Source organism: Streptomyces sp. SID13031, from assembly GCF_010548305.1.
Classification (GTDB): Bacteria; Actinomycetota; Actinomycetes; order Propionibacteriales; family Kribbellaceae; genus Kribbella.
In genome coordinates this window covers 60,928-83,864 of the sequence record NZ_JAAGLV010000010.1, presented here as the reverse complement: position 1 = coordinate 83,864, position 22,937 = coordinate 60,928, and the positions used below count along the sequence as shown (strand labels likewise).

Annotated in this window: 29 protein-coding genes and 3 pseudogenes; 2 read left to right on the top strand and 30 right to left on the bottom strand. The window is 66.5% G+C overall.

Annotation, left to right across the window (positions count from 1 at the left end; genetic code table 11):
• Positions 1-59: 59 nt before the first annotated feature.
• The 29 genes and pseudogenes from G3I17_RS42150 to rpsL form a co-directional block, all read right to left on the bottom strand.
• Positions 60-242: pseudogene (locus tag G3I17_RS42150) on the bottom strand (DUF1707 domain-containing protein); the annotation flags it as partial.
• Between the two features lie 59 nt (positions 243-301).
• Positions 302-1,126 (bottom strand): type I methionyl aminopeptidase, encoded by an 825-nt coding sequence (gene map / locus G3I17_RS20685; RefSeq protein ID WP_164598734.1) that lies wholly within the window; start codon positions 1,124-1,126, stop codon positions 302-304.
• 9 nt (positions 1,127-1,135) lie between these two features.
• On the bottom strand, positions 1,136-1,708 hold the full coding sequence (locus G3I17_RS20680) for an adenylate kinase (RefSeq protein WP_164598732.1): 573 nt from the start codon (positions 1,706-1,708) through the stop codon (positions 1,136-1,138).
• Positions 1,708-3,009: a preprotein translocase subunit SecY gene (gene secY, locus G3I17_RS20675; RefSeq protein WP_164598730.1), complete on the bottom strand. Its 1,302-nt coding sequence runs from the start codon at positions 3,007-3,009 to the stop codon at positions 1,708-1,710. Before secY ends, G3I17_RS20680 begins: the two co-directional genes overlap by 1 nt.
• A gap of 135 nt (positions 3,010-3,144) precedes the next feature.
• A complete protein-coding gene (gene rplO / locus G3I17_RS20670) occupies positions 3,145-3,585 on the bottom strand; it encodes a 50S ribosomal protein L15 (protein WP_164598728.1) in 441 nt (146 codons plus the stop codon).
• A gap of 1 nt (position 3,586) precedes the next feature.
• On the bottom strand, positions 3,587-3,769 hold the full coding sequence (rpmD, locus tag G3I17_RS20665; protein WP_020388092.1) for a 50S ribosomal protein L30: 183 nt from the start codon (positions 3,767-3,769) through the stop codon (positions 3,587-3,589).
• Positions 3,769-4,368, bottom strand: a complete 600-nt coding sequence (gene rpsE / locus G3I17_RS20660; RefSeq protein ID WP_164598726.1) for a 30S ribosomal protein S5 — start codon at positions 4,366-4,368, stop codon at positions 3,769-3,771. Before rpsE ends, rpmD begins: the two co-directional genes overlap by 1 nt.
• Positions 4,369-4,401: 33 nt before the next feature.
• Positions 4,402-4,785, bottom strand: a complete 384-nt coding sequence (gene rplR, locus G3I17_RS20655) for a 50S ribosomal protein L18 (RefSeq protein ID WP_164598724.1) — start codon at positions 4,783-4,785, stop codon at positions 4,402-4,404.
• Positions 4,785-5,327: a 50S ribosomal protein L6 gene (rplF, locus tag G3I17_RS20650; protein WP_164598722.1), complete on the bottom strand. Its 543-nt coding sequence runs from the start codon at positions 5,325-5,327 to the stop codon at positions 4,785-4,787. Before rplF ends, rplR begins: the two co-directional genes overlap by 1 nt.
• 27 nt (positions 5,328-5,354) lie before the next feature.
• A complete protein-coding gene (gene rpsH, locus G3I17_RS20645) occupies positions 5,355-5,762 on the bottom strand; it encodes a 30S ribosomal protein S8 (RefSeq protein WP_164598719.1) in 408 nt (135 codons plus the stop codon).
• Between the two features lie 97 nt (positions 5,763-5,859).
• A complete protein-coding gene (locus G3I17_RS20640; RefSeq protein ID WP_132167346.1) occupies positions 5,860-6,045 on the bottom strand; it encodes a type Z 30S ribosomal protein S14 in 186 nt (61 codons plus the stop codon).
• 1 nt (position 6,046) lies between these two features.
• Positions 6,047-6,619, bottom strand: coding sequence for a 50S ribosomal protein L5 (rplE, locus tag G3I17_RS20635; protein WP_164598717.1), 573 nt, complete (start codon positions 6,617-6,619; stop codon positions 6,047-6,049).
• Positions 6,619-6,990, bottom strand: a complete 372-nt coding sequence (rplX, locus tag G3I17_RS20630) for a 50S ribosomal protein L24 (RefSeq protein WP_203590564.1) — start codon at positions 6,988-6,990, stop codon at positions 6,619-6,621. Before rplX ends, rplE begins: the two co-directional genes overlap by 1 nt.
• A gap of 37 nt (positions 6,991-7,027) precedes the next feature.
• On the bottom strand, positions 7,028-7,396 hold the full coding sequence (gene rplN / locus G3I17_RS20625; protein WP_020388099.1) for a 50S ribosomal protein L14: 369 nt from the start codon (positions 7,394-7,396) through the stop codon (positions 7,028-7,030).
• A 91-nt stretch (positions 7,397-7,487) separates the two neighbouring features.
• Positions 7,488-7,787 carry a 30S ribosomal protein S17 gene (rpsQ, locus tag G3I17_RS20620; protein ID WP_164598713.1) on the bottom strand — a complete coding sequence of 100 codons (300 nt, stop codon included), beginning with the start codon at positions 7,785-7,787 and terminating at the stop codon, positions 7,488-7,490.
• A 74-nt stretch (positions 7,788-7,861) separates the two neighbouring features.
• Positions 7,862-8,080, bottom strand: a pseudogene (gene rpmC, locus G3I17_RS20615) (50S ribosomal protein L29); the annotation flags it as partial.
• Positions 8,080-8,499, bottom strand: a complete 420-nt coding sequence (gene rplP / locus G3I17_RS20610; RefSeq protein WP_164598710.1) for a 50S ribosomal protein L16 — start codon at positions 8,497-8,499, stop codon at positions 8,080-8,082. The pseudogene rpmC and the gene rplP, both read right to left, overlap by 1 nt.
• 3 nt (positions 8,500-8,502) lie before the next feature.
• The gene (gene rpsC, locus G3I17_RS20605; RefSeq protein WP_164598707.1) at positions 8,503-9,372 is read right to left on the bottom strand and encodes a 30S ribosomal protein S3; all 870 of its coding nucleotides are present in this window, start codon (positions 9,370-9,372) and stop codon (positions 8,503-8,505) included.
• Between the two features lie 164 nt (positions 9,373-9,536).
• A pseudogene (rplV, locus tag G3I17_RS40885) lies at positions 9,537-9,872 on the bottom strand (50S ribosomal protein L22); the annotation flags it as partial.
• Between the two features lie 94 nt (positions 9,873-9,966).
• Complete coding sequence (gene rpsS / locus G3I17_RS20595) at positions 9,967-10,248, bottom strand: 30S ribosomal protein S19 (RefSeq protein WP_020388105.1); 282 nt, start codon at positions 10,246-10,248, stop codon at positions 9,967-9,969.
• A 15-nt stretch (positions 10,249-10,263) separates the two neighbouring features.
• A complete protein-coding gene (gene rplB, locus G3I17_RS20590; RefSeq protein WP_164598694.1) occupies positions 10,264-11,097 on the bottom strand; it encodes a 50S ribosomal protein L2 in 834 nt (277 codons plus the stop codon).
• Complete coding sequence (gene rplW / locus G3I17_RS20585; protein ID WP_020388107.1) at positions 11,097-11,402, bottom strand: 50S ribosomal protein L23; 306 nt, start codon at positions 11,400-11,402, stop codon at positions 11,097-11,099. The genes rplB and rplW overlap by 1 nt, the downstream gene beginning before the upstream one ends.
• Positions 11,399-12,094, bottom strand: a complete 696-nt coding sequence (gene rplD / locus G3I17_RS20580) for a 50S ribosomal protein L4 (protein ID WP_164598692.1) — start codon at positions 12,092-12,094, stop codon at positions 11,399-11,401. The genes rplW and rplD overlap by 4 nt, the downstream gene beginning before the upstream one ends.
• Positions 12,091-12,762 (bottom strand): 50S ribosomal protein L3, encoded by a 672-nt coding sequence (gene rplC / locus G3I17_RS20575; protein ID WP_164598690.1) that lies wholly within the window; start codon positions 12,760-12,762, stop codon positions 12,091-12,093. The genes rplD and rplC overlap by 4 nt, the downstream gene beginning before the upstream one ends.
• Before the next feature lie 16 nt (positions 12,763-12,778).
• Positions 12,779-13,087, bottom strand: a complete 309-nt coding sequence (gene rpsJ, locus G3I17_RS20570; RefSeq protein ID WP_012923688.1) for a 30S ribosomal protein S10 — start codon at positions 13,085-13,087, stop codon at positions 12,779-12,781.
• Positions 13,088-13,401: 314 nt separating this feature from the next.
• Positions 13,402-14,595 carry an elongation factor Tu gene (gene tuf / locus G3I17_RS20565; protein ID WP_164598688.1) on the bottom strand — a complete coding sequence of 398 codons (1,194 nt, stop codon included), beginning with the start codon at positions 14,593-14,595 and terminating at the stop codon, positions 13,402-13,404.
• A gap of 70 nt (positions 14,596-14,665) precedes the next feature.
• Complete coding sequence (gene fusA, locus G3I17_RS20560) at positions 14,666-16,765, bottom strand: elongation factor G (RefSeq protein ID WP_343238372.1); 2,100 nt, start codon at positions 16,763-16,765, stop codon at positions 14,666-14,668.
• An 85-nt stretch (positions 16,766-16,850) separates the two neighbouring features.
• Positions 16,851-17,321, bottom strand: a complete 471-nt coding sequence (rpsG, locus tag G3I17_RS20555; RefSeq protein WP_164598684.1) for a 30S ribosomal protein S7 — start codon at positions 17,319-17,321, stop codon at positions 16,851-16,853.
• Positions 17,321-17,695, bottom strand: a complete 375-nt coding sequence (gene rpsL, locus G3I17_RS20550; RefSeq protein ID WP_012923692.1) for a 30S ribosomal protein S12 — start codon at positions 17,693-17,695, stop codon at positions 17,321-17,323. The genes rpsG and rpsL overlap by 1 nt, the downstream gene beginning before the upstream one ends.
• Positions 17,696-18,243: 548 nt before the next feature.
• Between rpsL and G3I17_RS20545 the strand changes: the two genes are divergently transcribed.
• Together G3I17_RS20545 and G3I17_RS20540 are read left to right on the top strand one after the other, a co-directional pair.
• Positions 18,244-19,965, top strand: coding sequence for a DUF1800 domain-containing protein (locus G3I17_RS20545; protein WP_164598675.1), 1,722 nt, complete (start codon positions 18,244-18,246; stop codon positions 19,963-19,965).
• 14 nt (positions 19,966-19,979) lie between these two features.
• A complete protein-coding gene (locus tag G3I17_RS20540) occupies positions 19,980-21,341 on the top strand; it encodes a DUF1501 domain-containing protein (RefSeq protein WP_164598673.1) in 1,362 nt (453 codons plus the stop codon).
• Positions 21,342-21,399: 58 nt separating this feature from the next.
• Here the strand turns inward: G3I17_RS20540 and G3I17_RS20535 are convergent, their stop codons facing one another.
• Positions 21,400-22,728 (bottom strand): nuclear transport factor 2 family protein, encoded by a 1,329-nt coding sequence (locus G3I17_RS20535; RefSeq protein WP_203590527.1) that lies wholly within the window; start codon positions 22,726-22,728, stop codon positions 21,400-21,402.
• Positions 22,729-22,937 lie beyond the last annotated feature (209 nt).

Genomic DNA, 22,937 nt, shown 5'->3' with positions numbered 1-22,937 from the left:
GGAGCCGGCGCCGGAGTGGCGTTCTGCACGACCGCGGGGGTCTGGTACGTCCGTACCGGGGGCAGATCACGGACCAGCGGTTCCAGCTCGCCGTACGTCTGGACGGCGTACAGCTGGTCGAGCCGCGTACTGAACTCGGGCTGGTCCAGCCGTCCGTCGGCGAAGGCGTCCCGCAGCCGGCCGGCGATCTTGTCGCGGTCGGCCTCGGTGAAACGCTGGTGTGGCTGGTACTGACTGGGCATGCCTCAAGTGTGCCTCAGCCTGGGACCGCACGGCGTCCCCCGGCCGGTGGACTACTGAGTCAGTCGGCCAGGGGACCGAAGGTGACGCCGAGCTCCTTGAGCCTGGCCTCGCCACCGTCCAGCGCGGTCAGCACCCACGGGCCCTGCGGCGTCAGCGTGAAGCTGTGCTCCGTGTGGGCCGCGGCCAGGCCGTCGTCCGTGACGACCGTCCAGTCGTCCTCGAGCGTGTGGTTGTCCTGCTTGCCGAGGGTGAGCATCGGCTCGACCGCGAGCGCCAGGCCCTCGACCAGCTTGGGGCCCTTGCCGGCCTTGCCGAAGTTCGGCACGTTCGGCGGCTGGTGCATCGCCGACCCAATCCCGTGCCCAACGAAGTCCTCGACGATCCCGTACGCCGCGTTGGCGCGGACGTGACCCTCGACGGCCGCCGAGATGTCGGTCAGCCGGCCACCCAGCTTGGCGGCGGCGAACCCACGCCACATCGCCTCGTCGCAGATCCGGGCCAGCTCGAGCAGCTCCGGCGCAGCCTCGCCGACCGGCACCGTGATCGCGGCGTCGCCGTGCCAGCCGTCGACGATCGCGCCACAGTCGATCGAGATCAGGTCGCCGTCGGCCAGCACCCGGTCGCCCGGGATGCCGTGCACGATCTCGTCGTTCACCGACGCGCAGATCGATCCGGTGAAGCCGTGGTAGCCCTTGAACGAGGGCGTCGCGCCGGCCGAACGGATCGCGTCCTCGGCGATCGCGTCGAGCTCACCGGTGCTGATCCCGGCCTTGACCTCGCCACGGAGCAGTTCCAGCGTGCGGCCGACGACCAAGCCGGCCGCACGCATGGAGATGATCTGTTCGCGGGTCTTGATCTCTATCCCGCGGTCCTTGAAGATCACTGACTGCTCTTAACCTTCCAGTGTTTTCAGGGCAGTGAGCACTCGCTCGCTGACCTCTTCGACCTCGCCGACGCCGTCCACCTCGACCAGCTGATTGCGCTGGGCGTACACCCGCAGCAGCGGCTTGGTCTCGGCGGCGTAGACCACCTGGCGGTGCCGGATGACCTCTTCGGAGTCGTCCGTCCGCCCGTCGACCTTGGCCCGGCGCAGCATCCGGTCGACCAGGACGTCGGTGTCCGCGACCAGCGCGACCACCGCATCCAGGCTGTGGCCGTGCTCGGCCAGGATCGCGTCCAGCGTGCCGACCTGCGGCAGCGTGCGGGGGTACCCGTCGAGCAGGAAACCCTCGCCCGCGTCCGCCTCCGACAACCGGTCGCGCACCATTGCGTTGGTGACCTCGTCGGGAACGTAGTTGCCCGCGTCCATGTACCGCTTCGCCTCGAGACCCAGTGGGGTCTCGTCCTTCACGTTCGCGCGGAAGATGTCGCCGGTGGATACGGCCGGGATCCCGAGCCGGTCCGCAAGCACCTTTGCCTGCGTACCCTTACCCGCTCCGGGCGGACCCATCAGCAACATTCTCATCAGCGCAGGAACCCTTCGTAATTACGTTGCTGCAGCTGCGACTCGATCTGCTTCACCGTGTCCAGACCGACGCCGACCATGATCAGGATCGACGTACCACCGAAGGGGAAGTTCTGGCTGGCGTTGAGCAGGACGAGGGCGACCAGTGGAATCATCGAGATGATCGCCAGGTAGATCGCGCCGGGCAACGTGATGCGGGACAGAACGTAGGAGAGGTACTCCTCGGTCGGCCGGCCCGCCCGGATCCCGGGGATGAAGCCGCCGTACTTCTTCATGTTGTCTGCAACTTCCTTCGGATTGAAGGTAATCGAGACATAGAAGTACGTGAAGAAGATGATCAGGGCGACATACGTCACCATGTAGATCGGGTGATCGCCCTTGACCAGGTTGCTCTGGATCCACTGCGCCCACGGTTTGTCCTGCCGGAACTGGCTGACCAGGACCGGGAGGTACAGCAGGCTGGAGGCGAAGATGACCGGGATGACACCGGCCTGGTTCACCTTCAGCGGGATGTAGGTCGAGGTCCCGCCGAACATCTTGCGGCCGACCATCCGCTTGGCGTACTGCACCGGGATCCGGCGCTGCGCCTGTTCGATGAAGATGACCGCGGCCATGATCACCAACCCGATGGCGATCACGACGATGAACGTGGCGACACCCTTGGACTTGCGGATGCTCCACAGCTGGGTCGGGAAGGTGGCGACGATCTGGGTGAAGATCAGGATCGACATGCCGTTGCCGACACCGCGATCGGTGATCAGCTCACCCAGCCACATCACCACACCGGTACCGGCGGTCATGGTGAGCACCATGACGACCACCGGGAACCAGCCGTCCTTGTACAGCAGCGGCTCGTTGCAGCCCTGGAAGAGCCGGCCGGGCGTCCGGGCGAGCGCGACGAACGCGGTCGCCTGCAGGATCGCCAGTCCGACGGTCAGGAACCGGGTGTACTGGGTGATCTTGGTCTGGCCCGCCTGGCCCTCCTTCTTCAGCGACTCCAGCCGCGGGATGACCACGGTGAGCAGCTGCAGAATGATGCTGGCGGTGATGTACGGCATGATGCCCAGCGCGAAAATCGCGAGCTGCAGCAGTGCCCCACCCGAGAAGAGGTTGATCAGGTTGTACAGGTTCGCGTTCGCACCTGTCTTACTCACGTCAATGCAGGTACGCAACGACTGGACGTTGACGCCAGGCGCCGGCACGACCGAGCCGATCCGGAAGATCACGACGATGAAGAGCACGAACAAGATCTTCCGGCGCAGGTCCGGAGTCTTGAACGCGTTGGCAAAGGCGCCTAACACCCTGTCCTCCCACATGTTTTCCTTGCCCCGGGCAGGGCAGGGCACTAGCAAAGCAGCTGGGCAAGAGACGAACCAGGGCCCGTCCGAACTCCAGCGCACAATATACAAGCGCTGGCTCGCACGAGCCCTGGGTACTCACACCTCGGTAGTAGTTCCTCCGGCCGCCGTGATCTTCTCCTTGGCGGACTTCGAGAACTTGTGCACCGAAACTTGCAGAGCAACCGTGAGCTCGCCGTCTCCCAGCACCTTCACCGGGAGACTGTCACGGACCGCACCCTTGGCGACCAGGTCGGCTACGCCGATCTCGCCACCTTCGGGGAACAGCTGTCCGAGCTTGTCCAGGTTAACGACCTGGAACTCCACTCGGTTCCTGCTCTTGAAGCCCTTCAGCTTCGGGAGCCGCATGTGCAACGGCATCTGGCCACCCTCGAAGTTCTCGGGGATGTTGTTACGGGCCTTGCTGCCCTTGGTACCGCGGCCGGCCGTCTTACCCTTGGAGCCCTCACCACGACCCACGCGGGTCTTGGCGGTCTTGGCGCCGGGCGCCGGGCGCAAGTGATGAACCTTGAGCACCATGTCAGTCAACCTCTTCGACGGTAATGAGGTGGCGAACCGCGCGCACCATGCCGCGAACCTCAGGCTTGTCTTCGTGGACGGCGGTGTCGCCGATCCGCTTGACGCCCAGGGTGCGCAGCGTGTCCCGCTGGTTCTGCTTGCCACCGATGCCGGAACGGGTCTGGGTCACCTTCAAGCGTGCCATCAGGAGATTCCCTCCGCCCGCGCCTTCAGCAGCGCCGCCGGGGCGACGTGCTCGACCGGCATGCCACGGCGCGCGGCCACGGCTTCCGGAGTCTCCAGGGCCTGCAGCGCGGCCACCGTGGCGTGAACCACGTTGATCGCGTTGGAGGAACCCAGCGACTTGCTCAGGATGTCGTGGATCCCGGCGCACTCCAGTACGGCGCGCGCCGAGCCACCCGCGATCACACCGGTACCGGGAGCGGCCGGACGCAGCATGACAACGCCTGCGGCCTTCTCGCCCTGGACCGGGTGCGGGATGGTGCCCTGGATCCTCGGCACCTTGAAGAACGACTTCTTGGCCTCCTCGACACCCTTGGCGATCGCCGCGGGCACCTCCTTGGCCTTTCCGTAACCCACACCGACGGTGCCGTCACCGTCGCCGACGACCACGAGGGCGGTGAAGCTGAAGCGACGACCACCCTTCACGACCTTGGCGACACGGTTGATGGCTACCACGCGCTCGATGTAGGCGGTCTTGTCAGCTGCCGCACCACGACCACCGTCGCGGTTACGGCGCTCACCACCGGCGCCGCCTCCGCGACGCTGCTGGCCTCCGCTCATTTCGAACTACCTTCTTCCTTTTGTGTCGCCATGTCAGAAGCCAAGGCCGCCCTCACGGGCGGCGTCGGCCAGGGCCGCGATGCGGCCGTGGTACTTGTTCCCGGCGCGGTCGAAGACGACCGACTCGATGCCCGCGGCCTTGGCGCGGTCGGCGATCAAGCCGCCCACGGTCTTGGCCTTGTCCGTCTTGTTCGCCTCCGCTCCGCGCAGGTCGGCCTCCATCGTGGAAGCAGACACCAGCGTGACGCCGGCGACGTCGTCGATGACCTGAGCGAACAGGTGCTTCGACGACTTGCTGACCACCAGACGCGGCCGGTCCGACGTGCCGTTGACCTTCTTGCGGACGCGAATCTGGCGACGCAGCCGGGAAGAGGTCTTCTTGGCGGAGTGCTTGTTGTGACGCAATCCGATCGCCATTACTTACCAGCCTTTCCGACCTTGCGGCGCACCTGCTCGCCCGCGTACCGCACACCCTTGCCCTTGTACGGCTCAGGCTTGCGCAGCTTGCGGATGTTGGCCGCGACCTCGCCGACCGACTGCTTGTCGATTCCCTGCACCGAGAACTTGGTCGGCGCCTCGACCACGAAGGTGATGCCCGCAGGGGCGTCCACCGTGATCGTGTGGCTGTAGCCGAGCGAGAACTCCAGCTGGGTCGGTCCCTTGGCCAGGACGCGGTACCCGACGCCGACGATCTCGAGCTTCTTCTCGTAGCCGTCCGTCACGCCGGTCACCAGGTTGGCGATCAGAGTGCGGGACAGGCCGTGCAGTTCCTTGCTCTTGCGCTGGTCATCCGGACGGACGACGGCGATGGTGCCGTCCTCGTCGCGGTTGACCACGATGGGCTCTGCAACGCTGTGCGTGAGCTGACCCTTGGGGCCCTTCACGGTGACCGTCTGGCCGTCGATCGTGACGTCGACGCCGGCCGGGACCGTGATCGGGAGCTTACCGATGCGAGACATGAGAGTGGTCCTCCTTCCGGTTCTTCGTCACCAGACGTAGGCGAGGACTTCCCCGCCAACGCCCTTGTTCTTGGCCTGCCGGTCGGTCAGGAGTCCCTGTGACGTCGAGATGATCGCGACGCCGAGGCCACCGAGCACCTTGGGCAGATTGGTCGACTTCGCGTACACCCGCAGGCCGGGCTTGCTGATCCGGCGAACGCCTGCGATCGAGCGCTCCCGGCTCGGGCCGAACTTCAGATCAACGACAAGGGTCTTGCCAACGGTGCCCTCTTTGGGCTCCTCGACCTGGTAGGAGGAGATGTAGCCCTCCTGCTGGAGGATGTCGGCGATGCCCTGCTTGATCTTGCTGTACGGCATCTGGGTCGACTCGTGATACGCCTGGTTGGCGTTGCGCAGACGAGTAAGCATGTCTGCGATCGGGTCGGTCATCGTCATGGCCTGGGGCCTCTTTCCCGCCGTGGTTTCGCCTCATGGCGACCTACGGTGACTAGATGGTGAGTAGAGAGAAGAACGGTGCCGGCGGTACGGATGGTCACCAGCTGGACTTGGTGACACCGGGCAGCTCGCCCCGGTGCGCCATCTCACGCAGGCAGATCCGGCACAGGCCGAACTTGCGGAAGACGGCCTTGGGCCGGCCGCAGCGCTGGCAGCGCGTGTAACCACGCACCGCGAACTTCGGCGTACGGGCCTGCTTGACCTTGAGTGCTGTCTTCGCCACGTCAGTTCTCCTTGAACGGGAAGCCGAGCTGCCGCAGCAGCGCGCGCCCCTCGTCGTCGTTCTTGGCGGTGGTCACCACGGTGATGTCCATTCCGCGAACCCGGTCGATCTTGTCCTGGTTGATCTCGTGGAACATCACCTGCTCGGTCAGACCGAAGGTGTAGTTTCCGTTGCCGTCGAACTGCTTCGGGGACAGACCGCGGAAGTCGCGGATCCGGGGCAGCGCGAGCGAGAGCAGCCGGTCCAGGAACTCCCACATCCGGTCGCCGCGCAGCGTGACGTGCGCGCCGATCGGCATGCCTTCACGCAGCTTGAACTGCGCGATCGACTTACGGGCCTTGGTCACCTGCGGCTTCTGGCCGGTGATCGCGGCCAGGTCCTTGATGGCACCGTCGATCAGCTTGGAGTCGCGAGCCGCCTCGCCGACACCCATGTTCACCACGATCTTGGTGAGCCCGGGCACCTGCATGACGTTGCCGAAGGTGAACTCCTCGTTCAGCTTCGCGACGATCTCTTCGCGGTACTTGGTCTTCAGCCGGGGCACGACCTTGCCCTCGGTCACTGCGGTGCTCATCAGATCTCCTCGCCGGTGCGCCGCGAGATCCGAACGCTCCGGAAGCCGGTGTACGTCGAACCGTCGGGGCGACGCTTCTGCACCTCGACGCGGTTGTAGCCGACGCGGGTGGTCACCTTCTGCTTCTTGCCGTCCTTCTCGACCTCGACCACAAGCATCACGTTGGAGACGTGGATCGGGGCTTCCTGGGTGACGATGCCACCCGTGGTGCCGCCGCGCTGGGCCTGCTGCACCTTGGTGTGCTTCTTGACCCGGTTCACGCCTTCGACGATGACCTTCTCGGCCTCGGGCAGGACCGAGATGATCTTGCCCTCGAGTCCCTTGGACTTGCCGGCGATCACGCGAACGAGATCACCCTTCTTGACGTGCAGCGAACGCTGCACCTTCTGCTGGGGCTTGTTAGCCATCTCAGAGCACCTCCGGAGCGAGCGAGATGATCTTCATGAACTTCTTCTCGCGCAGCTCCCGGCCGACCGGCCCGAAGATGCGGGTGCCACGCGGTTCACCGTCGGCCTTGAGGATCACGGCGGCGTTCTCGTCGAACCGGATGTAGGAGCCGTCCGGACGCCGGCGCTCCTTCACGGTGCGCACGATGACAGCCTTGACGACGTCGCCCTTCTTGACGCCGCCACCCGGGATCGCGTCCTTGACGGTGGCGACGATCGTGTCACCGACACCGGCGTAGCGCCGACCGGAGCCACCGAGAACGCGGATGCACAAGATCTCCTTGGCACCCGTGTTGTCGGCGACCTTCAGTCGCGACTCCTGCTGGATCATCTGTTGATCTCCTGGTTGTCTCGCTGGTTCTCACGCTCGGTGAGCCTTGCGGAACGAATAAATTCGATTGGGTACTGCGAGGCGTCGCTGGTCACTTCGCCTTTTCGAGGATCTCCACGATGCGCCAACGCTTGGTCGCCGACAGCGGCCGGGTCTCCATCAGGAGAACCCGGTCGCCGATACCGGCGGCGTTCTGCTCGTCGTGGGCCTTGAGCTTGCGGGTGCGACGGATGACCTTGCCGTACAGCTTGTGCTTGACCCGGTCCTCGACCTCGACGGTGACGGTCTTGTCCATCTTGTCGCTCAGCACCAGGCCCTCACGGGTCTTGCGGCTGCTGCGCGCCTCTTGGGTCGTGCTCACGGTCTCGTCCTTCGCTGCATTCTCGGTCATGCCTTGCTCCCGGCCTTCTCGCTGTCGTCCGCGGTCTCGTCAACCTCGACCTCGGCGTCTGCCTCGGCCACGGGTGCGTCGACCTGCTCGGTGATGCCGAGCGCACGCTCGGTCAGCACCGTGTAGATGCGAGCGATGTCCTTGCGGACGGCCTTCAGCCGACCGTGGGACTCCAGCTGACCCGTAGCAGCCTGGAACCGGAGGTTGAACAGCTCCTCCTTGGCTTCACCGAGCTTCTCCAGAAGCTCGTCCTTTCCGAGGTTCCGCAGCTCGGCGGCGGTCAGGGTAGCCATCAGTTCTCACCTGCCTCTCGGGAGATGAAGCGGCACTTCATCGGCAACTTGTGAATCGCGCGGCGCATGGCCTCGCGGGCAACGTCCTCGTCCACACCGGACAGCTCGAACAGCACCCGGCCGGTCTTGACGTTCGCGATCCACCACTCGGGCGAACCCTTACCGGAACCCATCCGGGTCTCGGCCGGCTTCTTGGTCAGCGGGCGGTCCGGGTAGATGTTGATCCAGACCTTTCCGCCTCGCTTGATGTGCCGGGTCATCGCGATACGAGCGGACTCGATCTGCCGGTTGGTGACGTAGTGGTTCTCCAGCGCCTGGATACCGAACTCGCCGAACGCCAGCGTGGTACCGCCCTTGGCAGCGCCGGAGCGCTTCGGGTGGTGCTGCTTGCGGTGCTTGACCTTGCGGGGGATGAGCATGGTTCAGCTCTCCGTTCCGGTCGTCTCGGCCGGCTTGTCGGCAGCCGGGGCGTCAGCCTTGGGGGCCTCGGCCTTCGCTGCCGGGGCGCCGCCGTCACGACGGTCTCCGCCGCGACCGCCACGGTCACCGCCGCCACCGCGACCACCACGGTCACGATCGCCACCGCCACCACCGTCACGGCGGGCCGGACGGCCACGCTGCTGGGTGGCGGCACGAGCGGCTGCCTGTGCCTCGCGCTCAGCGCGGGTACCGGCGACGTCGCCCTTGTAGATCCAGACCTTCACGCCGATCCGGCCGAAGGTCGTACGGGCCTCGTAGAAGCCGTAGTCGATGTCCGCGCGAAGGGTGTGCAACGGCACCCGACCCTCGCGGTAGAACTCCGACCGCGACATCTCGGCGCCACCCAGACGACCGGAGCACTGGATCCGGATGCCCAGGGCGCCGCCACGCATGGTGGTCTGCATCGCCTTGCGCATCGCGCGGCGGAACGCCACGCGGCCGGACAGCTGCTCGGCCACACCCTGGGCGACCAACTGCGCGTCGACCTCGGCGTTCTTGACCTCGAGGATGTTCAGCTGCACCTGCTTGCCGGTGAGCTCCTCGAGGCTGCCCCGGATCCGGTCCGCCTCGGCGCCGCGGCGACCGATGACGATGCCCGGACGGGCGGTGTGGATGTCGACGCGGACGCGGTCACGGGTGCGCTCGATCTCCACGCGGGAGATACCGGCACGCTCCATGCCCTTGCCCAGCAGGCGGCGGATCTTGACGTCCTCGCCTACATAGTCCTTGTAGAGCTTGTCGGCGTACCAACGGCTCTTGTGGTCCGTGCTGATGCCGAGTCGGAACCCGTGCGGGTTAACCTTCTGGCCCACTATCGGGTCTCCTTCTTCTCAGCCTTTTTGGCGGTCGCCTTCTTGGCCGGCGCCTTCTTGGCGGGGGCCTTCTTGGCCGCTGCCTTCTTGACGTCGTCCTGCTTGGCTTCGGCCTGCTTGGCGTCGGCCTTCTTGGCCGGCTTCTCGGCTTCGACCTTCGGGCCGACCACGATGGTGATGTGGCTGGTCCGCTTGTCGATCCGGGTGGCCCGGCCCTGTGCACGCGGGCGGTGACGCTTCAGCGTCGGTCCCTCGTCCACGAAAGCCTTCACCACGACCAGGTCGGTCCGGGTCAGGTGCTCGGTGCCCTCGGCGTTCGCCGCGGCGCTGTCGACGACCTTGTACACGGTCGCGGCAGCGGCCTGCGGGGCGAACTTCAGAGTGGCGAGTGCATCGTCGATGCCCATGCCGCGCACCAGGTCGACCACGCGGCGCGCCTTCATAGGCGTCACGCGGACGAAGCGCGCGACCGCGAAGGCCCCGGGCTCGTCGCCCAACAGGCTCTCGCGACGGGCACTGACGGCCCTACGCTCTTGAACGCTCATGATGTTCGAATCTCTCCGTAGGTTGCTTGCGCGTAGTCACTGACCGAGGTCAGCGACGCCGTGCCTTGCGGTCGTCCTTCTCGTGACCCTTGAACGTCCGGGTCGGTGCGAACTCGCCGAGCTTGTGCCCGACCATCGCGTCGGTGACGAACACCGGGACGTGCTTGCGGCCGTCGTGCACCGCGAGCGTGTGGCCGATCATGTCCGGAATGATCATGGATCGGCGCGACCAGGTCTTGATCACGTTCTTGGTGCCCTTTTCGTTCTGCACCTCCACCTTCTTGAGCAGGTGGTGGTCGACGAACGGGCCCTTCTTCAGGCTGCGTGGCATTCTGTCCGGCTCCTATCAGCGCTTCTTGCCGGCCTTGCGGCGCCGGACGATCATGCGGTCGCTTTCCTTGCGGCCGCGGGTGCGGCCTTCAGGCTGGCCCCACGGGGACACCGGGTGACGTCCACCAGAGGTCTTACCCTCACCACCACCGTGCGGGTGGTCGACCGGGTTCATCGCGACACCACGGACGGTCGGGCGCTTGCCCTTCCAGCGCATCCGGCCGGCCTTGCCCCAGTTGATGTTCGACTGCTCGCCGTTGCCGACCTCACCGAGGGTGGCGCGGCAGCGTACGTCGACCATCCGGACCTCGCCGGACGGCATCCGCAGAGTGGCCATCCGGCCCTCCTTGGCGATCAGCTGAACGCTGGAGCCGGCGGAGCGGGCCATCTTGGCGCCGCCACCGGGGCGAAGCTCGACCGCGTGGATCGTCGAACCGACCGGGATGTTGCGCAGCGGCAGGTTGTTGCCAACCTTGATGTCCGCCGCCGGGCCGTTCTCGATGATCGTGCCCTGCTCCAGCTTGGCCGGGGCGAGGATGTAGCGCTTCTCGCCGTCGACGTAGTGCAGCAGTGCGATCCGGGCGGTGCGGTTCGGGTCGTACTCGATCTCGGCAACCTTCGCCGGGACGCCGTCCTTGTCGTACCGCTTGAAGTCGATCAGGCGGTACGCCCGCTTGTGACCGCCACCGTGGTGCCGGGTGGTGATCTTGCCGGAGCTGTTCCGGCCGCCCTTCTTGGGCAGCGGGCGGAGCAGGGACTTCTCAGGGGTCGAACGGGTGAGCTCGACGAAGTCGGCCACGCTCGAGCCACGACGGCCCGGCGTTGTCGGCTTGTATTTGCGGATACCCATTACGACTGGCCTCCGAAGATGTCGATACGGTCGTCGCCGGCGAGGCTGACGATCGCTCGCTTGGCGTCAGGACGCTTGCCCCAGCCCGTACGGGTACGGCGGCGCTTGCCCTTGCGGTTGAGAGTGTTGACGGACGTGACCCGGACCTTGAAGACCTTCTCGACCGCGAGCTTGATCTCGGTCTTGTTGGCATCCGGGGCGACCTCGAACGTGTACTTCTGCTCATCCAGCAGGCCGTAGCTCTTCTCGCTCACGACCGGCCGCAGCAGCACGTCCCGCGGGTCTTTGTTGACTCCGTGGCTCATGCTTCTACCTCCTGCTCGGCTTCGGTCGACGTCGCGACAGCCTTGACGGACTTGCCCTTCGGCGTACCGGCGACGAACGTCTCCAGCGATGCCTTGGTGAAGATGATCGCGTCGTTGCACAGCACGTCGTACGCGTTCAGCTGGTCGGCCGCGATCAGGTGCACGGTCGGCACGTTGCGCAGGCTGAGCAGCGCCACGTCGTCGTCGCGCTCCACGACCACGAGCACCTTGAGGAACTCGGTGATCTCGGCGAGGACCTTCTTCGCGGTCTTCGTCGAGGGCACGTCGCCGTCGACGAACTGGTCGACCACGAGGACGCGGCCTTCACGGGCCCGGTCCGAGAGCGCTCCGCGCAGGGCGGCGGCGATCATCTTCTTGGGGGTCCGCTGGCTGTAGTCACGCGGCGTGGGGCCGTGAACGACGCCACCACCGGTGAACTGCGGCGCGCGGGTCGAGCCCTGGCGGGCACGGCCGGTGCCCTTCTGGCGGTACGGCTTGGCGCCACCACCGGACACCTCGCCACGGCGCTTGACCTTGTGGGTGCCCTGACGGGCGGCGGCCAGCTGGGCCACGACGACCTGGTGGATCAACGGGATGTTGACCTGGACGTCGAACAGCTCGGCGGGGAGCTCCGCGGAGCCCTTCTTGCTGACCTTGTCGCCCTTCACGACGACGATGTCAACGGTGCTCATTTGGTAGCTCCCTTCGCGGCGTTGCGGATCAGCACGAGGCCGCCCTTGGGACCGGGGACGGCGCCCTTGACCAGGATCAGGCCGCGCTCGGTGTCGATCGCGTGGACCGTCACGTTCTGCGTGGTGACCTGCTCGTGACCCATCCGGCCCGACATCTTCATTCCCTTGAAGACGCGGCCGGGGGTCGCGCAGCCGCCGATGGAACCCGGCGAACGGTGCTTCTTGTGCACACCGTGGGTGGCGCGGAGGCCGTGGAAGCCGTGTCGCTTCATGACACCGGCGAAGCCCTTGCCCTTGCTGGTGGCGGAGACGTCGACGATCTCGCCCGCGGCGAACGCCTCGGCCTTGATCTCCTGGCCGAGCGTGTACTCGCTGGCGTCAGCGGTCCGCAGCTCGAGCAGGTGCCGGCGAGGAGTCACGCCGGCCTTCTCGAAGTGGCCGCGCATCGGCGAGTTCACCTTGCGGGGGTCGATGTCGCCGAAAGCGATCTGCACGCCGTCGTAGCCGTGGCTGGCCGAGGTACGAACCTCGGTGACCACGCACGGGCCGGCCTGGATCACGGTGACGGGGACGACCCGGTTGTTCTCGTCCCAGGTCTGGGTCATGCCGAGCTTGGTGCCCAGCAGACCTCGCGTGGTCTTGACTGTGTTGCCTTGTGTGGGGCTCATAGGTATCGCGTTTCCCTCAGAGCTTGATCTCGATGTCGACACCGGCCGGGAGGTCGAGACGCATCAGCGAGTCAACGGTCTTCGGCGTGGGGTCGATGATGTCGATGAGCCGCTTGTGGGTGCGCATCTCGAAGTGCTCGCGGCTGTCCTTGTACTTGTGCGGCGAGCGGATGACGCAGAACACGTTCTTTTCCGTCGGCAACGGCACCGGGCCAGCAACCTTCGCACCAGTACGCGTCACCGTGTCGACGATCTTGCGCGCCGAACTGTCGATGACCTCGTGGTCGTAGGCCTTCAGCCGGATGCGGATCTTTTGTCCCGCCATCGCTTCGCTACGTCCTTCTCTTCGTCTTCGTCTTTGTCGCTCCGACCCCCGCGGTCGGGTGTGTCGCGGACGCGGCACGCGCGTCACCACACACTTTCGACCCTGGGATGGAGATCGGGGCTCGGTCTCGGACCGGACCTCGGCATGGTCTCCGGTCCGGCGCACCGGCCAGAAAAACCTCTCTGGGGCGCGCCCCGGCAACCTCGCCTGAGCAACCTGAATATTGTGCCAGAGATCGGCGTCGAAACGCCAATCGAGGCTAAAGCAGAGATCCGCGAGGGCTCAGCGTGCGAGCCCTCGCGGACCTCATGAAATCACTTGAGGATCTTGGTGACCCGGCCGGCGCCGACGGTGCGGCCACCTTCACGGATCGCGAACTTCAGGCCCTCTTCCATGGCGATCGGCTGAATCAGCTCGACCGACATGTCGGTGTTGTCGCCCGGCATGACCATCTCGGTGCCCTCGGGCAGCGTGACGACGCCGGTGACGTCCGTGGTGCGGAAGTAGAACTGGGGCCGGTAGTTCTGGAAGAACGGCGTGTGACGGCCGCCCTCCTCCTTCGACAGGATGTAGACCGACGCGTCGAAGTTGGTGTGCGGGGTCGTGGTGCCCGGCTTGATGACGACCATGCCGCGCTCCACGTCTTCGCGCTTGGTGCCACGAAGCAGCAGACCGACGTTCTCGCCGGCTTCACCGGTGTCGAGCAGCTTGCGGAACATCTCGATGCCGGTGACCGTGGTGGTCTGCTTCTCGGCACGGATGCCGATCAGGTCGACAGTCTCGTTGACCTTGACCACGCCGCGCTCGATCCGGCCGGTGATGACCGTACCGCGACCCGTGATGGTGAAGACATCCTCCACCGGCATCAGGAACGGCTTGTCGATCTCGCGGACCGGCTGCGGGATGTACTCGTCGATCGCATCCATCAGCTTCAGGACCGACTCACCCCACTTCGCGTCACCCTGCAGGGCCGGGGCCGCCGCAACGTGGATGACCGGCGCGTTGTCGCCGTCGAACTCCTGCTCGGAGAGCAGTTCGCGAACCTCGAGCTCGACGAGCTCCAGGATCTCCTCGTCGTCGACCATGTCGCACTTGTTGAGCGCGACGACCATCGCCGGCACGCCGACCTGGCGGGCGAGCAGCACGTGCTCACGCGTCTGGGGCATCGGGCCGTCGGTGGCGGCGACGACCAGGATCGCACCGTCCATCTGGGCCGCACCGGTGATCATGTTCTTGATGTAGTCCGCGTGCCCGGGGCAGTCGACGTGGGCGTAGTGCCGGGCCTCGGTCTGGTACTCGACGTGCGCGATGGAGATGGTGATACCGCGCTGACGCTCTTCCGGCGCCTTGTCGATCTGATCGAAGGCCGACGCCTCGTTGAGGGTCGGGTACTTGTCGTGCAGCACCTTGGTGATCGCCGCGGTAAGAGTCGTCTTACCGTGGTCGATGTGACCGATGGTGCCGATGTTGACGTGCGGCTTAGTCCGCTCGAACTTCGCCTTAGCCACTGGGGCCCTCCTGGAAAATTGACTTACGCCGTACGCCGACGCGCTGTGGGTTGGTTGGTCCGGGGCGAGATTACTCGCCGCGGGCCTTCTTGATGATCTCTTCCGCCACGTTCTTCGGAACCTCGGCGTAGGAATCGAACTGCATCGAGTACGAAGCACGGCCCTGGGTCTTCGACCGCAGGTCCCCGACGTACCCGAACATCTCGGACAGCGGCACCGTGGCTTTGATAGCCCGGCTGCCACCGGGGCCCTCGTCCATCGACTGGATCTGGCCTCGGCGTGAGTTGAGGTCGCCGATCACTTCGCCCATGTAGTCCTCGGGCGTGATGACCTCGACCGCGAACATCGGCTCGAGGATGATCGGCGTCGCCCGGCGGGCGGCATCCTTGAACGCCATCGAACCGGCGATCTTGAAGGCGAGCTCGGACGAGTCGACATCGTGGTAGGCACCGTCGGTCAGGGTGACCTTGATGTCCACCATCGGGTAGCCGGCCAGGACGCCGAACTCCATGGCTTCCTGGGCGCCCTCGTCCACCGACGGGATGTACTCCCGGGGGATCCGGCCACCGGTGACGGCGTTGACGAACTCGTAGCCGCCCTCGCCACCCGCCTCGACCGAAGTCGGCTCGATGTTGATGATCACACGCGCGAACTGACCCGAACCACCGGTCTGCTTCTTGTGCGTGTAGTCGACCTTCTCGACCTTCTTCTTGATCGTCTCGCGGTAGGCGACCTGGGGCTTGCCGACGTTGGCCTCGACGCGGAACTCGCGCTTCATCCGGTCGACCAGCACCTCGAGGTGCAGCTCACCCATCCCGGCGATGATCGTCTGGCCGGTGTCCTCGTCGGTCCGGACCTGGAAGGTCGGGTCCTCGTCGGCCAGCCGCTGGATCGCGACCCCGAGCTTCTCCTGGTCGGCCTTCGACTTCGGCTCGATGGCGACCGAGATGACCGGCGCCGGGAACGTCATCGACTCGAGCAGGACCGGCTTGGCCGGGTCGCACAGCGTCTCGCCGGTGGTGGTGTCCTTCAGACCCATCACGGCGACGATGTGGCCGGCGCCGACCGACGCGATCTCCTCACGCTTGTTCGCGTGCATTCGGTAGATCTTGCCGATCCGCTCCTTGCGGCCCTTGGTCGGGTTCAGCACCTGGGTGCCGGTCTCGAGCTTGCCCGAGTAGACCCGGATGAAGGTCAGCTTGCCCAGGTGCGGGTCGGCCGCGATCTTGAAGGCCAGCGCCGCGAAGGGCTCGGAGTCGTCCGGCTTGCGCAGGACGATCTCGGTGCCTTCCTTGATGTCGTGACCCTCGATGTCGGGGACGTCGAGCGGGCTCGGCAGGTAGGCGTTGATCGCGTCGAGCAGGGGCTGGACGCCCTTGTTCTTGAACGCGGTACCGGTCAGCACGGGGGTCAGCTTGGAGGCGATCGTCGCGCGGCGGATACCGGCCACGATCTCTTCCTGGGTCGGCTGAACGCCTTCCAGGTACTGCTCCATGATCTCGTCGTCGGCCTCGGCCAGCGTCTCGATCAGCTTGTCGCGCCACTCGGCGGCGATCTCGGTGTGGGTGGCCGGGATCTCCTCGACGGTGTAGTCCTCACCCATCGTGGTCTCACCACGCCAGGTCAGCGCGCGCATCCCGACCAGGTCGACGACACCGATGAAGTCGGACTCGGAGCCGATCGGCAGCTGCAGCACCAGCGGCACCGCGGCCAGCCGGTCGATGATCATGTCGACGCAGCGCATGAACTCCGCGCCGGTCCGGTCCAGCTTGTTGACGAAGCAGATCCGCGGTACGCCGTACCGGTCCGCCTGGCGCCACACGGTCTCGGACTGCGGCTCGACACCGGCAACGCCGTCGAACACCGCGACGGCGCCGTCGAGGACGCGCAGCGAGCGCTCCACCTCGACGGTGAAGTCGACGTGCCCGGGGGTGTCGATGATGTTGATGGTGTGGTCTTTCCAGGTGCAGGTCGTCGCGGCGGACGTGATCGTGATGCCGCGCTCCTGCTCCTGCTCCATCCAGTCCATCGTGGCGGCGCCGTCGTGGACCTCACCGATCTTGTACGTGATACCGGTGTAGAACAGGATCCGCTCGGTCGTCGTCGTCTTGCCGGCGTCGATGTGGGCCATGATGCCGATGTTGCGCACCATGCTCAGGTCGGTGGTGATTTGTACGGCCACCTCGGTGGTCTACCTCTCGCTTCTGTCTAGCTTCAAAAAGAGTGAACGGTGGGGCCCGGGATCGGGCCCCGGCTCACCAGCGGTAGTGGGCGAAAGCCTTGTTGGCTTCGGCCATCTTGTGCGTGTCCTCGCGGCGCTTGACCGCGGCACCCAGACCGTTCGACGCGTCCAGGATCTCGTTCATCAGACGCTCGGACATGGTCTTCTCGCGACGGGCGCGGGAGTACGACGTGAGCCAGCGCAGGGCGAGCGTGGTCGAGCGGTTGGGCTTGACCTCGATCGGCACCTGGTAGGTGGCGCCACCGACGCGGCGGCTCTTCACCTCGATGCTGGGCTTCACGTTGTCGAGCGCGCGCTTCAGCGTGATGACGGGATCGGTGCCGGTCTTCGTCCGGGTGCCTTCGAGCGCCGTGTAGACGATGCTCTGGGCGATCTGCTTCTTGCCGTCGACCAGGATCTTGGAGATCAACTGGGTGACGAGCGGCGAGCTGTAGACCGGGTCGATGATGACCGGCCGCTTCGGGGCGGGACCCTTACGCGGCATTAGCTCTTCTCCTTCTTCGCGCCGTAGCGGCTACGAGCCTGCTTCCGGTTCTTCACACCCTGGGTGTCGAGCGAACCGCGGATGATCTTGTACCGGACACCCGGGAGGTCCTTCACACGACCACCACGCACGAGCACGATCGAGTGCTCCTGCAGGTTGTGGCCGACTCCGGGAATATAGGCGGTGACCTCGATGCCGCTGGTGAGGCGGACGCGAGCGACCTTACGAAGGGCCGAGTTCGGCTTCTTCGGGGTGGTCGTGTAGACGCGCGTGCACACACCACGACGCTGAGGGGAACCCTTCAGGGCCGGCGTCTTGTTCTTGGACACCTTGTCCTGGCGGCCCTTGCGGACCAACTGCTGGATGGTGGGCACCGCGTAGGTCTCTTTCTGTCGTCCGGTCGGTTGCTGCGCACCTGACCCCCGCGGTCGGGTGTGTCGCGAGGGCACGGACAGGCCGAAGCCATAAACTTTCTGACTTGTCGGCAGAAGTCCCGTGCCACGCGCTGACCCGAAAAATACGAGGGGCACGCATGACGGCCCAGGATGACCCGGGCACGATCGTTAAGACTAGCGGCTGCCTCAAGCACGGTCAAAACAGATCACCGCGCAGTGCAGAGGCGCAGCCGCACTGCCAGTCTACCGGATCCCTGACGGCACTCTCGCCGCGGCCGGACCGGACCATTCGGATTCCTTATGTCCGATCGGCGTAAAGGTCGGCCCACGCCGGTTCGGGACGGCGGAGTTTGCGGCATAGTCACGCCCGTCGGGTGTAACGACCTGATAACGGGGACCTGCCGTAGTCATCGCCCGCGCCTGGAGAAACTCTCGTGGATCAAGGTCCCGCCCCCTCGAACCGTCCCCGCCTCACCGCGGACGAGCAGCCGCCGCCAGGTCCTCCCGCCCCAAGGACCCTGTCGCCGGTGGCCCGCCGGGCGGCCATCGGTGCCGTCGCAGGCACCCTGGCCGCCGGCGGGTTGGCAGTGGAGATCGCCAGCCGCCCCGACAGCCTCCAGAACCGCGTCCTGGCTTCATCGCCCCGGAAAGACCCAGCCGGTACTACGGCTCGCGCCCGGGTCGCCCAGCAACCAAGCCTCGCCGGCGAGGACCGCGACTCCAGCTTCGTTGCGGCCAAGGGCTCGAAGGCGACCGGGCAGACCGGCAAGCCCCAGGAGTACGCCGGCTATGCGGCCGCCGCCAAGGCAGGTCGCACCTCCCCCGGCCTGTTGGTCGGCAAAAGCGGTCCGCTGACGGATGCCCAGGCCCGTCGCCATCTGCTCAACCGGGCGACGTTCGGCCCGCGTCCGTCCGACGTACAAGGTCTGGAGCGGCTCGGGATCGACAAGTGGCTGGCGGCTCAGCTGTCGCCGATGGCCAAGGACCCGGCCGGGGATCAGGTCTGGAAGGCAGTGACTCTGGCCGGTGCGGATCCCGCGACTGTTCGGAGGTCGATCCCCGAGTACTCGTGGGAGGCCATGTTCCACACGGGGATCGCGACCTTGGGCCGACAGGTCTTCGGCAGCAGGCAGCTGTTCGAGGTCGTCGTGGATGTCTTCGCCAACCACCTGCACGTGGCGACGCCGTCGGACCGGGGCTGGGACGTCGCGCCGCAGTACGCGGTGTCGGTGGTCCGCCGGCACGCCTTCGGCCGCTACAGCGACATGCTGCGGGCAGCGATGCGGCATCCGGCGATGCTGCGCTTCCTCGACAACGACGCCTCCACCCGCGACAGCGTCAACGAGAACCTCGGCCGCGAACTACTGGAACTGCATACGGTCGGGGTGTCGTCGGGTTATACAGAGAAGGACGTACGGGCCAGCGCCTATGTACTGAGCGGCCGCGGCGCCACCAAGGAAGGCGCCTTCGAGTACGTCGCCGATCGGCACCGGACCGGCCGGGTGAAGGTGCTCGACTGGACTGCGGCCAACAGCTCGGCCAAAGGCGGCCTGGCCACTGGTGACCGCTATCTCGACTACCTGGCCAAGCATCCGGCGACAGCGCGGACCATCGCGCGCAAGCTCGTCGTACGGTTCGTCGACGACTCTCCCCCGGCCGAGCTGGTCAACCGGCTCGCACAGATCTATCTGCGCAACAACACCGCCATCCTGCCGATGCTGACCGCCTTGTTCCGCAGTAGCGAGTTCTGGAACTCCCTTGGGCGCAAGACGAAGCGGCCGCTCGAGGATGTGGTGAGCAGTGCGCGTGCACTCGATCTGCCGTTCGGACCGGCCACCGCCAAGGGGCTGGAAGCCGTCTACTGGGAGCTCAACAATCTCGGCCATGCACCGCTCGCCTGGCCGTCCCCCAACGGCTACCCCGACGTCGCACCGGCCTGGGCATCAGCCGGCCAGCTGCTGGAGCGCTGGTCGATGCACCGCGCGCTGACGTACGGCTGGTGGGAGGGGATGAAGCGGGCGAAGCTCCCGGCCGCACTGCAACCCCGTAAGGGCGACACCTACAAGGTGTGGTTCGACCGGCTGGGTGAGCGCCTGATCGGACAGCGCCCCGACACTCGCCAGCGCACTGCCCTGTCGACGTTCGTCGGGGCCAAGGCCACCGCCCGGGTCGACCACGGGCGGATGGAGTGGCAGGCGGGGCATGTCGTCGCCCTGGTACTCGACTCCCCACAGTTCCTGGTCCGTTGAAGGAGTACCGACCGATGAGAGACACACTCGCTTCGCTGCACCCCGACTGCCCTGACTGGCAACGACTCGGCCCCACTCCGACAGACGCCGTACTGCGGGCTCAGGCCGCAGCAGTGACGGCCGATACGGAGGAGAGGGACGAGCAGTGGAGTAGAGGCTTCACCCGGCGTCGCTTGCTCGCTGGTGGTCTGGGGGTGGGTGTGGCCGCTATGACGACACAGTTGGTGACTACCCGCGTCTCCTGGGCCGCTCCCGGCGCTGACGCGGGTGGCACGCTGATCGTGGTGTTCCTGCGCGGTGGGATGGACGGGTTGTCGGTACTGGTGCCGGCCGATGATCCCGAGCTGCTCAAGGCCCGACCGTCGATCGCAGTACGGGCTGCTTCTCTGCTCAACCTGCAGCGCGGGTTCGGGATGCACCCGTCGCTTGCTCCACTGCTGCCGCTGATGACGGCGGGGCGGCTGGCCGCAGTACCGGCTGTATCCACGCCGGATCTGACTCGCAGCCACTTCCAGGCCCAGGACTGTCTGGAGCGAGGCGGGGCTGCACGATCGTCTGTGCAGTCCGGCTGGCTCGACAGAGTCCTGCAGGAGCTAGGAGCCGGTACTACGTTCCGCGGGCTGGGGATCGGCGCGCGGATGAGCCGGTCGCTGCTCGGGGACTCCAACCCGATCATGCTGAGCTCGTTGAAGGACTTCAGCGTCAAGGGCATCGACGGTGTCGCGCCGCAGACCATGGCGGCTCTGAAGACGCTCTATACCGGGATAGACCATCCGCTGGGTGTGCAGGGGCTCGACGCGTTGCAAGCTTCGGCGCAAGCGCAGGGCTACGCGAAGCAGCAGGAGAAGCCGGCCAAGGAGCGCGGCTACCCGGACGGAGAGTTCGGTGCGGCTCTGGCGACGCTGGCGCAGTTGATCAAGGCCAAGGCCGGAGTACGGGTGGCCACTGTCGACCTGGGTGGCTGGGACATGCACACGGACCTCGGCACTGTCGACGGCGGCGACATGACCAACTCGCTGAAGACAGTGGCGGGTGCACTGGCCGCCTTCGCCGCTGAGCTCGGGCCTGACCTCGACAACACCACGGTGGTCACCATGAGCGAGTTCGGCCGGCGAGTGGGGCAGAACGCCAACAGCGGCACGGATCATGGGCACGGTGGGGTGGCGCTGGTTCTTGGCGGTGGAGTCAAGGGCGGCGTCCACGGGCGCTGGGAAGGGTTGGCGCCCGGAGTACTGGATCAGGGCGATGTCCCCGGCACCAACGACTATCGCGACGTGCTGTCGGAGATCGTGATGAGGCGCCTCGGCCTCAGCGAAGCCCAGGCAGGCAAGGTCTTCCCGGGCTGGAAGCCGTCATCACTGGGAATCATGGCCTGAACGGCTCGAGCGCACTGCGGCCGGTTGGTCGCAGTGCGCTCGAACTGAATTCAGAGGGTCAGGCTAGGAAGCGGACCTCGGTGATCAGGCCGTCCTGCACCTGGTAGAGCGCGACCGTCGGGGTCTGGTTGGTCACCGTCTGCTCGACCACCCAGTCGCCCACCAGCATCCGCTGCACCAACTCCCGCTTGCACTCGCCCGCCTCGAACTGCGGCCGGTAGTGCTCACGCAGGGAACGCCGGCCCCGCATCACCGGGCCGTCGGCGAACTGAAGCAGAGCCGTCGGCGAGTACATCGCCAGGAACGCCTCGAGATCATGCGCCTCGAAGGCCGCATGCTGCCTGCCCACGACCCGGGAAGCCGCAGTCTCCGCCGCAGCCGGCGCGGCACTGCTGGAGGTGAAACTGGAGGAGGTCGTGAAGCCGGCCGATGCGCTCTGCTGGCTGGCGGGCGCAGCAGACTCGGCGGCTACGCCGGCGGACGCTGCCGGTCGAGCCGTGGCTGCAGGGGTGCCTGCAGAGGTGGAGGCCGCGCGCGGGCTCGGTGCAGGCACCAGGCCCGCGGCTGATGCCGCAGCCGTGCGTGCGGTGGCCTTGGTCGGTTGAGGGGCGGCGATGGTGGTGGCTGGGATGGGGAGCTGAGTGGTGGCGGTGGGATCTTCGCCCAGGTGGGCTATCGCCCAGTCGAGGGCCTTGGTCACCGCGGCGCGGGACTCTTCGCTGTGGTCGAGCATGTCGAAGCCGTGTTGCCCTTTCGGTACGTCGATGATGTCCAGCGCGGGGCCACCGGCGGAGACGAACTCCGCCACCGGTCGGGCGAGCTCTTCGTGCTCGCGGCCGACCCTGGTCAGCAGCACCGGCAGGTCCTTGTGTTTGCCGATCACTTCGGCGGCGGAAACCAGTTCGTCGACACCGGGCGGGGCGGCGAGCAGCGGATAGGTCAGGGCGATGGCGCGCAGCCAGTCGGGGCGGCTGTCCAGCCACTCCCCCGCCAGCAGTCCGGCGCCGGAGAAGAACCACAGCACGACGCGCTCGGGATCCACCTGCGGATCGGCCCGGAGCACGCCGACAGCGGCCTCTACGTCGTCCGCGGCGGTGGCCAGCTGGTGGAGGCCACGAATCAGGCTGTGGTCGACCACGACGGCCACCTGGCCGCGCTGGGCGATGGCCGCGGCGTACCCCTGGTAGACCGGCCAGTCCCGTGGTGACACCTCGAGATCGGCGGGCCCGGGACCGCCGTGGACCAGCAGGATCGCACCGGTGCGAGCTGTGCCCGCGGGCCGGTGGAGGTCGAGCTCCCCCACCCGGTCGACGCGGTGCTCCGCACCCTGCGCGACGTCCAGCACGAACGGTTGCAGGTAGGGCGGGAGGTCCGTCATACGCGTCATCTTCGCGCATCCCGCCGACACTTCCACGCCGACCCCTCGCAACACTCCGCAGCGACTCGGCCACGCTCGGCGTGTCGTCCGGCCGGTATCGCCCACATCCCCTTCGGGTACGTCGATCCGGCCCCCGCCGCCCTAGTTGCCCTTAGCAACAAGGGCATCGGACGGCCGGTGGAATGCCGCGAGGGCGGCACCCCCTGGTGGGAGTGCCG